The sequence below is a fragment of the Roseburia hominis genome (assembly GCA_040702975.1).
Classification (GTDB): domain Bacteria; phylum Bacillota; class Clostridia; order Lachnospirales; family Lachnospiraceae; genus Allocoprococcus; species Allocoprococcus hominis_A.
The window spans coordinates 736549-748614 of sequence record CP159990.1; the positions used below are offsets into that span (position 1 = coordinate 736549).

Below are 12066 nucleotides of genomic sequence, written 5' to 3' on the forward strand. Positions count from 1 at the left end.
CAGACCGAAGCAGGAGAACCAGTATCCCCATGAAATGAAAACAAGATGGGTGAGATTGATAAAGGAGGGACAGCGTTATGGCATCCAAACAGGATAAGCAGTTACAGGAGATTACCAGGAAGCTGGAAGAAGGCGTAAAGGAGATGCTTACTTCCGAGAATTATACAGAATATTTAAAGGTCATGTCCCAGTTCCATGATTACAGCTTTAACAATACCATGCTGATTGCCATGCAGAAGCCGGAGGCAACACTGGTGGCTGGCTATCAGGCATGGCAGAAAAAGTTTGAGCGCCATGTAAAAAAAGGGGAAAAGGGGATTCAGATCATTGCGCCGGCCCCGATCCGGGAAAAGGAAGAAGTGGAGAAGATTGACCCGGTTACCAATGAACCGGTGCTGAAAGAGAACGGGCAGCCGGAAACGGAAATCATTACGCATGTGATACCGAGGTTCCGTGTGGCTACCGTATTTGACGTGTCCCAGACAGATGGAAAGCCATTGCCGGAATTTGCAGTAGAAGATCTGACTGCCAGCGTGGAGAACTATGAAGCATTTATGAAAGCAATTACCGATGTTTCCCCTGTACCTATCCGTTTTGACGAGATTGAGGGAGAGGCGCATGGTTATTATCACCTGGTAGATAAGGAGATCGTCATTCAGGAAGGAATGAGCGAAGGCCAGACGATGAAAACAGCGATTCACGAAGTCAGCCATGCGAAGCTCCATGACAGGGAGATCATGGAGGAGCTGGGAGTCCAGAAGGACAAGCTGACCAGGGAGGTGGAAGCGGAAAGCATTGCCTACTGTGCATGCCAGTATTTTGGACTGGATACTTCTGAATATTCCTTCCCTTATATCGGAAGCTGGAGCAGCGGAAAGGATATGAAGGAACTTCGTGCTTCCATGGATACAATCCGGAAAACGGCTGGTGAGTTTATCGACAGCATGACGGAAGCGCTGCAGCAGCTTATGAGGGAGCAACAGGAAAAGGAACATCCGGAGCAGGCGGAAGAATACCAGCAGGCAGAGTTTTATGATGTGCCGGCATTGTTTTCAAATGGCCGTGTAGACAGGGAATCCCTGCCGGAAGGAATCTTCTGCTATGAACTGCGGGGAGCAGACTATGATCCCGGCCATCCCCTTACCGTGGAAGAACATGTAACAGTCAATCATGCCGCTACCATCCTGACGGCAGTTCCGGTCACGATACCGGAGCAGGAGTCTCTCCGGCTTGGAGATGGACTGAATTTTACCGGAGGGGAACAGACCATACCGGAATACCTGCAGGAGATGGCAGAAAGGAGCATGGAGGCAGACAAAGGGATTGTAGAAAGTGCCATCGGGCGGAACAATGAAAATCTTTATCTTTCCGGGACGGAAGAACGCTATGCGATTTACCAGATCACAGATCATTCCAAAGGCCGGGAATATCAGTTTATGGGACTGGATTTTGTGACTTCCCATGATATGACGGTGGATGCGGCGGATTATGCTTTTATCTACGGCGGGCGGTTATCGGGAGAGGAAACCTTAGACAGCCTGTATGAAAAATTCAATCTTAACCATCCGGCTGGGTATCAGGGGCATTCCCTCTCCGTGAGTGATGTGGTTGTCATGCAAAGAGGCGGGCAGACGAAGGCATACTATGTAGACAGTTTTGGATTTAAAGAGCTGCCTGATTTTGTCTGGCAGCGCCTGCATGAAGCGGAAATGAACCGCAAAAGAGAGGATTCCGCTGTCACGCTGGATACTTCGGGGATTGAGATCGAGCAGCATGAAGGGCTGTGGCATACGGCAGACAAGCGTGAGATTGCGGATGAAATATTTTACCTTATGGAGCATAACGAATATGGGGATTCTGTTGCAGCCGTCATCGTCAATGCAGATGGGGAACTGGTAGCGCAGGAACTGGAAAACGGGTTTGACCGTGGCGCAATGGAGGCCATCCATGAGTATCTTGCCGGGAAGGGGATTGCATGGGAGCCGGAAGCGGAAGAAACCGAGGCATCAGAGAAAAAGAGTTACCCACCGGTTTACCGGAACACTCTTGCTTATGCTACGGAGCATGGCGCTGCTGACGAATACCTTGATTCCAGAAAGTTAAATATTGACTGTAAAAGGGCAGTGGAGGAAGCAATCCGCAGCCACTTTGACGGGATGCATCTTGCCCATGATGTGGTGGATGGTGTGCTGGAAGAATACGGCACGGAAAGGCTATCGTTTGTCCTTGCCTGCACAGTGCAGTATAAGGAAACCGACGGGCGGTTTTCCAGGGATACAAAGGAGTGGGCAAAAAGTATCTCAATACCGGAGAATATGGGCAGGGGCATTGACCTGAATTATGATTACGTGGTGGAGAGCCATCCGGCAGTGCTGGACGGTTTTATCGGGCTTGCAAGGGAGAAATTTACAGAACTGGAGAGGATGGCACTGCAGGAAGTGGAGCCTTACATTGCCCACTATTATGTAGTGGAAGATTTGCAGAAACAGGGCAGCCTGGATATTCAGGAATTTCCGGAGATCAACAAGGCACTGGAGGCTTATTTCACTCTGCCAAACGATAAACGAAAAGCGTTGGGAATTCAGAATAGCAGACCGATGCCGGGAAGCTTGGATTTTATTCAGTGCATCAATGGAATAGACCGTAAGATTTTTGATTATCAATCGGTGGAAGGGTGGGACAATCCGGAAATTGCGGATGTAGTGAAACAGATTGACACAGCCATTGGTTTGCATGATACAGAAATCGCTTACCGTCTGGAATCCGCAGGAAGGTATTTTGCCATCCAGACGGTATCGAATGGTTATGATTATACGTTCTATGACAATCAATTCCGTGAGCTGGACGGCGGTGTGTATGATAATCCGAATATATCCATTCAGGAAGCAATCGAAGAAATACTGTCTGATGAAAAAGATATGTCTTTTTCAGAGTGTGAAGTGATTGACGGTGAGGTATTTTGGGAGAAGGTAGAACGGGCAGAATATTTTCCGCAAAAAACATATGAAGCATTAAAGGAGCTTATGAGCAGTGATGCAGATGAAGTTGCATTTCGGTGTGGTTATGGGTATGTATCCATTCAAAAGGTTCCGGAAGGTTATGAATATATTGATTATGACAATGAATGGAAGGAGATTGGCGGAAATCTTTATGACATACCGGAAGCATCTATGGAGGATGTGCTGGCATGGATTTTTAAAGACGAAGGTTTTGGCGATCTGGATTGCGAGCCGCTTGATTACGAAGAAGTAGTAAAAGGAACTTTGCAGTCAGCGAAAGAACGTTTAGCGGATGATAACCTTACTCCAACATCACAGATCAGCAGAAGGGAGGCGGCATTAGAGGGCAACAGCCGCCATGATATTGAAGAAACTGTGCTTTACTATGCACAGGCAGCGCTGGAAGAAATGGAGCTTTCCGATGAAGTGAGGCTGCGTGCGGCCCGCATTTATGGCAGCCGTTTAAGAGAGGGCCTTTACACGGAAAAATCGGATATTGATGTGGCGCTTTCTTACAGCGGCAATATCCGTGAAGATGTTTTTTTCAATGTGCTGCATGAACATGGAATGAAGATCGGGGGTCTGTCGGTTGACATTAACCCAATATCTACGGAGATAACAGGATCACTGGAAGTGTATATGGAACAGGCGGAGCAGTATTTGGATAACAAAGAAGTGGAAAAGCTGGCGGCGGATATTGATACTTTTGCACATGACAATGATTTCTATGAGTATCAGGATCAGGTGGAAGATCGTGAACAGCAGTTACAGGAATTGAAACAAGACCTTATGGATGGAAAAACAGAACCTATCAAATCATGGCTGCAGGTGTTTGTTGACGAAGGGGAACCGGAAGAAACGGTATCCGAGGCACAGCAGCTGATTGACAGGATTCATCAGGCGGAGGACAAAAATCTTTTCCATCAGATAGAGCAGATGGAGCCGAGCATCAGCTTTTATGTTGCGGAGTGCATGGAATATCCGGTCATGGGGGAGAGTACCATGAAAACCTGACGCTGCAGGAAGCATATGAGTTATATAAGAAGATTCCGCCAGAGCGTATCAATGGAGTGAAAGGAATTGGTTTCTGTCTGGAGGATGGCAGCATTTACGATGGCCTGTTTGAATTGATGTCGGGAGGTACGGTAATCAAAGATGTTATCAATGAGATTCCACATTATAAGGAAAGCCCATTGGTGCAAAAGGCGATAGCTGACCTGGAAAAGATTCTATCTGAAAATCGGGAGAGGGAAGTGGCTCCGGAAGCAGAGAAACAGCAGATTGAACAGCCAGAGAAGCCATCCATAGTAAAGGATAAGGCAGGCATGGAAGCATCCAGCGAAACTGTTTTAATGCCGGAGCAAACGCCGGAAAAGGCACCGGAAATGCACAGTACCGTACCAGAAGGGACTGACCGGAAACAGTCTGTTTTGAAAGCCTTGCGGGAACGACAGGCAAAATTGAAGTCACAGGAGCAAAAGGGGACAGAGCAGAAATCGCAGGAACGTAAGAAAGGGGAACAGGAATTATGAGAAAAGTATCTTTTGAGCAGGACGAGATGTTAGTCATGGCGATGTTTGATGCCGGGAACCGCAGGCATACCTTGGAGAGACTGGAGGAGGTGATCCCATATGTCCGGGATGATGAGGAAGTGCTGCCGCTGGTGATAAATACTATGGAAAAAATGAAGCGGCTTTCCGATGCGGAATTTCATAAGCTGGATTTGGAGCCATATAAACAGGAGCCGGAGGACAGGGAATGAAGCTGAACCAGTTTGCCGTCTATCAGCTGAAAAGGAGTGCGGAGGCAAGGAAGCTTTGTTTCCGCACTTACCAAAACCTGATGGATGAGAAGATAGCGGTCAGGGCAGAAAATTATGACCAGGTGTATTTAGCGACGGCACTTCCGGGCGACAGTGCCGAGAAGATATGGCAAAGATTAAGGGATAAGCCGCCAAAAACATTTAAGGGGCACCATTCCATAAGCGTGAGCGATGTGCTGGTCTATAATAAGGAAGGGGTCGTTACTTCTTACTATATAGATAAAGAACGACTCATTGTTCTTGCCGGTTTCATTCGGCTCAATTCTTCCAGTGCGCTGATTTCCATGGAGACAGACGATTTTAAGATTGAGGGGACAAAGGGAAACTGGATTGCTGCGGATGAAACCATTGTTGACGGAAGGCAGTTTTTTCTTTTACAGAATGATATTTATAAAGATGATGTTCCCTATGTGGTTGTATCGGAGGACGGCAAGGTGGTCACGGATGAGAGCAGAGGCTTTGATGAAACCACTCTCCAGAAAATCCGGGATTTCATGTGTCCGCCGGAAAAGCCGGTGCCGGTTTCTGAGAAACCGCAGATGGAGCAATGGCAGAAGTATTATGAGAATGGCGAGTATCTCCGCAGTGCGGAAATGACGGAAGAACAGAACTACAACATGATCGACGGAAGGCTCAACAATATTTCCGGGAAGAAACAGGCAAAGCAGAAGGAGAGGACTTCTGTTCTGGAGAAGCTGCACCGCAAGCAGAAGGAGATTTCAATCCGGAGCGGGAAGCAGCCGGAGCAGGCCATGGGCGCAGATATGGAGCGTAACCGGAAATAATCACAGGAGGGATGCCAGCAACAAGGAAACTGGTATCTCTCTTTTTGTGTTTCTTTTTCCATCCCTATGATTTATAATAGGCATATATAAACCAGAGGAGAACGGAAATGAAAGACGGGGAACTGATTGGAAAAGTACATAATTCTGTTTATCAGCAGTGCAGGAAAAGAGGGTATGCCGCACCAGTGGATGTCCTGATGGATGTAGGAATCCTGCAAAAGCAGAAATATGAGGAATGGAGATTTGGAAAAATCCCATATCTGGAAGCTGTCTGTAACTGTAATCTCCGCCAGCTCACCTTCCTTATGAAACAGATACGGTGTTATGCTAACAAAACCGGATTGAAGCCGTCATTTTGCTATTACAAGAGATGGGGCACAAAAAAGAGAAACGGACAGGGGCACAAGCCGGTATATCCGCTGCGGTTCAGCAAAAGTGGAAAAGCAGAAATTGAAAAAGCGTATGCGACGCATTTTCTTGATCCAAAAAGGATTGAGGAGATAAAGACAGAGGAAAAGTGCAAAAATCAAAATTGAAAAATTATGGAAAACCGGCAGAAATGGAATTTTTCTGTTCTCCCAAAACAGTTGATTTTCTGCGGCATTTTGCGTATAATAAAGATGAGCAAGTAGTTTTGCTTGCGGGACTACAAAAGGAAGTGCCATTAACACAAGAAGGAGGTGCGATTATGGCTACGTCGAGCATTTTTACAAATATCGTGATCAGCGATCCGAAAAAAGCAGAGAAGTTTATTGATGCGCTTGAAGCGTCAAGCCTTGATCCTGAATGGAAGCCGACGACACCTGTCAAGCCGCCACTCACCGATATAGAAGCGATTCGCAGACTGATGGCAAAGAGGGTTCAGAAAAAGTGAGTAATTTTACATCGGTAAATATTCTGGATATGATAAACGCAATCGGAGAGGAGGAATTGCAGCTCATTCTCTCCGATTTCTCTTGTCCGAAGAATCATGAAATTGAGGAATTTGTAAGAAAAAACGCAATAGAGTTTGCCAAACGCAAGATGTCTATTACATATTTGGTGGTTGACGGGGAAAGCAGGATCGTGGGAATCTTCACATTGACCCATAAGGCAGTACAACTGCTGGATACAGGACTGACAGGAACTGTGAGAAGAAAAATCCAGCGTCATGCCCGTCTGGACGAGGCAACGGACTCATACATGTTATCCGCTTTTTTGGTTGCCCAGTTTGGGAAAAATTATCAGTATGAGGAGTCGGCGGCTCTCACAGGAAATGAATTGATGGATATGACGATAGTCACTTTAAAAGAAATTCAGCGGCAGATCGGCGGCGGAGTTGTATATCTTGAGTGTGAGGACAAGCCTAAGCTGTTGTCATTCTACCAGAATAAGGAGAACCGCTACCAGATATTTGGAGACAGATATTCTGTAAGGGATTCCGTCAAGTATATCCAGCTGATGAAAATTATTTAAGAGAGTAAATCCCATCCGGTGCTGCATTATGCCGCATGGATGGGATTTCTTTTTATGAGCGGTCTTGTGATTGGGTAATCAATGGCTCAAGGTTGTTTTTTTGCCTGAGAATGGAATCTACATTGGAGCAGACCGTCCGCAATTCTTTCTGGTATTCTTTAAAATATTGATAGGTTTCATACTGCGCTGACCGCTGGATGGTCAGCTTTTCTTTTTCAGACTTTAACGATTTCATAGACGGGATTTTCCCGTCGGCATTCTTCTCTTTGAAAAATTTGACTGCAGATTCATAAAGTTCAAGTTCTGCCTGATGTTCCTGACGGAATTTTTTCTTATTTCTGGCTTTCAGCATTTGAGCAAAAACCGGTTTATTCGCAAGATACTGGCCGGCATAATGAATCTGCTCATTGATCTCTTTTATTTTTTCCTCAGTGGATTTTACCGCTTTTCTGGATTCCTTCCATTTTTCAGATATTTCCTCAAAGGACATCTGCAGGCTTTCCCTGGTTTCATAATGATGCTCCTGTACATAAGCAATGGTTTTTGCCATTTGCTGCAGATTGGAGACTTTTACTTTCTGTGCATAGGCACGGCTCTGGCTGGCTTTTACATTATTTTGAAGGTCAACGACCAGACGTAAGTCCGACCTGATAAACAGAATGGCAGCCGGATCGGAGGAATAGTCATAATCTGGGTTGTACTCAAAAAAGCTATGCTTGTTTTCTGCAGAATTGCCGGAAAGCTCCGGGGAAGGTTCTGTTTCCGGACGGTGATGTGTTTCTACCAGATTATGCTTATTTTGTTCAAACAGCGCCAGAAGATAATCCCTGCTGTATTGGGTTCCAAGCGCTCGGTCAGTAATGTTTTTATTACGTTCCGGGTGGAGATAGCTGAAACGGCCCCTGCGGTCCGTAAGGGTGATATGGTATTTTCCCTGCAATCCATTTTTAAATTCTTCCAGATTTTTTGAATGGGAAGCGATGTCATTTATGGCATCCCGCAAAAATTGTTTCTGTGTCTGAAAGATTGTCCGGCGTGGTTTCATACCATCCGCCACAATCTGCTCGTTGCGTTTATTTAATTTCTCCTGCCCTCTGCGGGTTGCCCAGTATTCTTTCTGGGTGATCTTATTTTTGGAAGGGGAGAGCAGGTCAACCTGATAGAGATTTTCCCTGTGACACATATCCATGACTGATTGCTGCAGGTGCCGGAGGTAACCGTCTGTCAGGTGGTGCTTATAACCGGCACGGCTGTCACAGGGACGCTCCATAAAGGGCTGCTGTTCCACGTCCAGTTTCCGGAGGGAGTTTATAATGATGTGAACATGGATGTTTCCACTGCCATTGTGACCGTCCATATGGGTGCAGACGAGCGCCTGATGGCCGGGAAAATTCTTTTTGGCATATTCCATTCCGAGAGCCTGCGCCTGTTCCCCAGTCAGGCCATGGTCGTCTTTGTCTTTTGGATCGAAGCTCAGAATATAGTGATGGGATTTGATATCATCATAGTTCTGGTTCTTGTGATGCTGGGCATTCAGCTTTTCACATTCTTTATCAAAGAGCATGGGTTCACAGTTGATGCCGTCCATGTAATATTCCTCCCTTAATACCATCCTTCCGTTTTCATCAAGGACAGGCTTCATGGTAAATTCATCATGCTGGAACAGCATATAATCCATGATCTGGCTGTAATCAGCGTTTTTGCTTGCGATATGTTTCAACACTGCCATGATAAACACCTGCCATTTCTGCAACCTCTTTCCGCATGTCAAATATCTGTGAGATACATTCGTGTATTTCGTCCTGCATTGCTTTGGAACGGATACCGCCCATGTGGAAATACCGTGCGATCTGGTTCAGATTGCTCCCGATTTTTCCAAACTCTGCGGCCAGCTTCTGAAGCTCCGGCACATCGGCAACCACTTCATAGGTGATGTTTACCTTTCCGTCCAGCAACAGTTTCCGGATATAGGCGGAAGCACTAAGGCCGGCTTCCTTTGCCATTCTGGTCACAAGGTCATACTCCACATCTGTCAGGCGGAAAGCGATCAGATGGGAGCGGGCCAGTTCTTTTTCCTTCTTTGGTCTTGCCATAAGCTCTCCTTTTTCCATATGCGCCAGCATATCCGGCATACGCTGTATGACGCTGCGAACACGATTTTCGTGGAAGCCAAACAGCACAATTTTCATTGTGCGTCTACCGAGGGAATGGGGAACCGGAATCCCCATCAAGATATGCCAGGTATGCGAAAATCCATGAAATGGGTTTTTGTATAACATAGGCGAATCTTGCCCTAGAAAAGAAAATCCCTCTCATATATCTCTATCGGGAAAAACACAAAAACAAGCCGCACACAAAAATGAATATGACAGCTTGATTTTCAGCCGCCGGCGGAAAGGGTAAGTGAAAGAAATGGCGCTTATAGGGAGCAGAGAACCAGACAGGAGAGGAGAAAAAGGAATGAGAAAACGGGCAGATTATCCATTGAATTTGTTGAGGGATATTCCGGTGGGGCAGATTTTATCGGACGATCAGTTGAAAGGGCTGGAATATGTTTTAGGGCAGCTGACAGAACGGGAGCAGATGGTTTTGGAATACCGCTATGTAAAAGGAATGAACTATTCGGAAATCGGTGCGGCATTTGAACTGACAGGCAGCCGGATACAGCAAATCATAAAACGGGCATTGCGGAAGCTGCGGCATCCGGCGAGGACGGCATATATCCGGGAAGGATTTGCCGCACATGAAGCCTCAATTTTGGAACATGTCCGTAGGACAATGGAGAAGAAAGAGGGAAGACTGCAGGTTGCCGGCGATAGAATCTTAGACCAGGATATTGAAATTTTGCAGCTACCCATAAGACCATATAACTGTTTAAAGCGGCATGGCATTGGCACACGCCATGACCTGCTTCGGATGATGTTGAAAGAAGATTGGCATAAGGAGTGCAGGAACCTTGGGAGAAAGGGAGCGAAGGAGATCGTGGTCAGCCTGCTAAAATTGGGGATCGTAGATACGGAGTATCCGGGATGCCGCCCTTTTGTGACAGAACAGCATGAAGCAGAAAAACTTTGCCTTACGGAACAGGAGTGGGCATGGGTATTGGCGCATCTCAAAAAAACTTCCTGATATAAATTATTGTGACAGCTTGTTTTCCGGCCCTCGCAGGAAGGGGTAAGTGAAAGGAGCTGGTACGATGGCAAAGAAGCAAACAGAGCAGGAAACGCTTGCGGAGAGATTAAAAAGAATGGCACAGACGGATATCCGGACTGTGGATAAGAATACCTTGGTGGAGAGAAGTACCGTGAAACTTGATCCGGCCATGAGCCGGGAAGAACGTATTTTGAGTTTTATCGAGCAGATCAAAAACCCATACTGCTATCTGGATGATGGCGTGGTGGTAAGGGTTAGCTTTATGGATACGGACGTAACCTTAGAGGAGCGTCTGGAAGAATATGTGCGGAATCTGTAAAAAGAATATTTTTTATGAAGATTTAAAAGCAGAATTACCTAACAGCAGATTTTTTGTTTGGGTTTATGGGTTACTTAATCAGCTCAGGCGTCAGGACGATCTTTTCTGGATTGACAGGCTTGAGCTGAAGTGCTGCCAAGATATCCATACCGAAGTTTTCCTTTACCGCCTGATATGGAGTAAGGCCGAGCAGGCTCTGGCGCGGAACCGAATCGATGTTATTTACAATCAGGTTCAGGTCCCATTGCGTCAGATATTCGAAGCTGGTACCCTTCGGAAGAATCTCACGTAGTTTTGTGTGAACATTTTCAACGCCACCTTTCTGACCGCTGCGCATGGGATCGCAATAATAAATATTAGTACGCTGGCTGCCATCCATGCCGGTTTCCAGGGCCAGTGGATCACCGAATTCACCGCCCCGGTCTGTCAGGACCGTTTCAAACAGGATGCGGAATGTTTCCGTGCCGAGCCGTGCTTCCAGACGGTCAAAAACAGCACGGACAGCGCCTTTGGTGCATCGGTTCAAGAGATAGGCAAGGAACAGTTTCTCGTCCCGGAAGTAGAATGTCAGGATACATTTTTTAGAATCCCGCGAAGACTTAACGGTATCCATTTCAACTACGTGCGTGGGAGGGAGTTGGAGGAAATCACTGTAGAGGCGGCCGGAAAACACCTGCCGGTCTGTAATCTGAGTTTTGTGGCACTTGCGTGCCTTGAACTTCACTTTCCGTTTCAGGTCGATGTTGCGTCCGGTAAGCAGTCCGAGTTCTATGTATTGGTAAATGGAGCGTACGGAAAGCCCCAGTTCCGGATGTTCCACAACGATCTGATAGGGAGAATGGCCCTGCCAGATCAGAGGGGTAACGACCTCATCAATGTGGTGGAGTTCCTTTTTTGAAAGGTTAATACCAGACCTGGAATCCCGAAGCATTTCGCGGTATTTGCGGTCTGCAAAGAGAGCATCGTAATGGTATTTATGAGGAACGGTACAACGGACATGGGTCTTATCGCAACCATTGCAGACATAGGGAGCCCGGTCAAGTCTGTTACAGCGTTCCTTCACAAAATCCTTACAGTGCTGGTTGCAGGAGGGGCAGGAAGAACATTTCGTATCGCAGAGAATGATTTTTCTGCAGACATTCTTTTTTTGGCAATGGAAACGGTGGACGCAGAAATTTTTAGCATTCAGGAAGAGTCCTTTGCCTGGATAGAAATCGGATAGACGGTGAGAACGCACCTCTTTGGATATGGTACTGGGATCTTTGCAGAGGTAACAAGCAATCTCCTTAAAAGAAGCCCCTGCATTCAACTGGCGTTCAATATAAAGTCTGTCTGCGGTAGTAAGATGTTTATGGTTTCCTGGGATATGTTTACTCATGATGTCTCCTTCTACTGCTGTCAGGAATAAAACCATCATAATACGTATGCAGGACTAAATTCAACCTATGCAAAAGTAACTTCTATCAAAGAAAAAGTAGGTGGAATTTACTTTTGCAATTTAGGAAACGAAGATGTTTTGAATTATCGTCTTGA

Annotated in this window: 12 protein-coding genes; 9 read left to right on the forward strand and 3 right to left on the reverse strand. The window is 46.3% G+C overall.

Annotated features, from left to right (window positions below):
* Positions 1-77 precede the first annotated feature (77 nt).
* The 7 genes from ABXS75_03315 to ABXS75_03345 all read left to right on the forward strand — a co-directional run bounded on the left by ABXS75_03315 (position 78) and on the right by ABXS75_03345 (position 7061).
* Positions 78-4013, forward strand: coding sequence for an LPD16 domain-containing protein (locus tag ABXS75_03315; GenBank protein XCP85844.1), 3936 nt, complete (start codon positions 78-80; stop codon positions 4011-4013).
* Positions 3968-4531 (forward strand): hypothetical protein, encoded by a 564-nt coding sequence (locus ABXS75_03320; GenBank protein XCP85845.1) that lies wholly within the window; start codon positions 3968-3970, stop codon positions 4529-4531. The genes ABXS75_03315 and ABXS75_03320 overlap by 46 nt, the downstream gene beginning before the upstream one ends.
* Positions 4528-4761 carry a transposon-transfer assisting family protein gene (locus tag ABXS75_03325; GenBank protein ID XCP85846.1) on the forward strand — a complete coding sequence of 78 codons (234 nt, stop codon included), beginning with the start codon at positions 4528-4530 and terminating at the stop codon, positions 4759-4761. Before ABXS75_03320 ends, ABXS75_03325 begins: the two co-directional genes overlap by 4 nt.
* On the forward strand, positions 4758-5606 hold the full coding sequence (locus ABXS75_03330) for a YodL domain-containing protein (GenBank protein ID XCP85847.1): 849 nt from the start codon (positions 4758-4760) through the stop codon (positions 5604-5606). Before ABXS75_03325 ends, ABXS75_03330 begins: the two co-directional genes overlap by 4 nt.
* Before the next feature lie 107 nt (positions 5607-5713).
* On the forward strand, positions 5714-6142 hold the full coding sequence (locus tag ABXS75_03335) for a hypothetical protein (protein XCP85848.1): 429 nt from the start codon (positions 5714-5716) through the stop codon (positions 6140-6142).
* 152 nt (positions 6143-6294) lie between these two features.
* Complete coding sequence (locus tag ABXS75_03340; protein XCP85849.1) at positions 6295-6480, forward strand: hypothetical protein; 186 nt, start codon at positions 6295-6297, stop codon at positions 6478-6480.
* Entirely contained in the window at positions 6477-7061 is a 585-nt protein-coding gene (locus tag ABXS75_03345; GenBank protein ID XCP85850.1) for a GNAT family acetyltransferase, read from the forward strand. Before ABXS75_03340 ends, ABXS75_03345 begins: the two co-directional genes overlap by 4 nt.
* Positions 7062-7113: 52 nt before the next feature.
* On the opposite strand, the gene ABXS75_03350 is transcribed toward ABXS75_03345, so the two are convergent.
* Positions 7114-8790 (reverse strand): relaxase/mobilization nuclease domain-containing protein, encoded by a 1677-nt coding sequence (locus ABXS75_03350; GenBank protein ID XCP85851.1) that lies wholly within the window; start codon positions 8788-8790, stop codon positions 7114-7116.
* Positions 8753-9250, reverse strand: a complete 498-nt coding sequence (mobC, locus tag ABXS75_03355) for a plasmid mobilization relaxosome protein MobC (GenBank protein ID XCP85852.1) — start codon at positions 9248-9250, stop codon at positions 8753-8755. The genes ABXS75_03350 and mobC overlap by 38 nt, the downstream gene beginning before the upstream one ends.
* Before the next feature lie 271 nt (positions 9251-9521).
* Between mobC and ABXS75_03360 the strand changes: the two genes are divergently transcribed.
* Entirely contained in the window at positions 9522-10190 is a 669-nt protein-coding gene (locus ABXS75_03360; protein ID XCP85853.1) for a sigma-70 family RNA polymerase sigma factor, read from the forward strand.
* Between the two features lie 67 nt (positions 10191-10257).
* On the forward strand, positions 10258-10533 hold the full coding sequence (locus ABXS75_03365) for a DUF6870 family protein (protein ID XCP85854.1): 276 nt from the start codon (positions 10258-10260) through the stop codon (positions 10531-10533).
* A 70-nt stretch (positions 10534-10603) separates the two neighbouring features.
* Here the strand turns inward: ABXS75_03365 and ABXS75_03370 are convergent, their stop codons facing one another.
* The gene (locus ABXS75_03370; GenBank protein ID XCP85855.1) at positions 10604-11911 is read right to left on the reverse strand and encodes an IS30 family transposase; all 1308 of its coding nucleotides are present in this window, start codon (positions 11909-11911) and stop codon (positions 10604-10606) included.
* Positions 11912-12066: the final 155 nt, after the last annotated feature.

Bases quoted from the DNA above. Each gene is read 5' to 3' on its own strand.
- mobC (XCP85852.1), bottom strand. From the start codon at position 9,250: ATGAAAATTGTGCTGTTTGGCTTCCACGAAAATCGTGTTCGCAGCGTC.
- ABXS75_03350 (XCP85851.1), bottom strand. From the start codon at position 8,790: ATGGCAGTGTTGAAACATATCGCAAGCAAAAACGCTGATTACAGCCAG.
- ABXS75_03315 (XCP85844.1), top strand. From the start codon at position 78: ATGGCATCCAAACAGGATAAGCAGTTACAGGAGATTACCAGGAAGCTG.
- ABXS75_03330 (XCP85847.1), top strand. From the start codon at position 4,758: ATGAAGCTGAACCAGTTTGCCGTCTATCAGCTGAAAAGGAGTGCGGAG.
- ABXS75_03360 (XCP85853.1), top strand. From the start codon at position 9,522: ATGAGAAAACGGGCAGATTATCCATTGAATTTGTTGAGGGATATTCCG.
- ABXS75_03370 (XCP85855.1), bottom strand. From the start codon at position 11,911: ATGAGTAAACATATCCCAGGAAACCATAAACATCTTACTACCGCAGAC.
- ABXS75_03325 (XCP85846.1), top strand. From the start codon at position 4,528: ATGAGAAAAGTATCTTTTGAGCAGGACGAGATGTTAGTCATGGCGATG.
- ABXS75_03365 (XCP85854.1), top strand. From the start codon at position 10,258: ATGGCAAAGAAGCAAACAGAGCAGGAAACGCTTGCGGAGAGATTAAAA.
- ABXS75_03335 (XCP85848.1), top strand. From the start codon at position 5,714: ATGAAAGACGGGGAACTGATTGGAAAAGTACATAATTCTGTTTATCAG.
- ABXS75_03340 (XCP85849.1), top strand. From the start codon at position 6,295: ATGGCTACGTCGAGCATTTTTACAAATATCGTGATCAGCGATCCGAAA.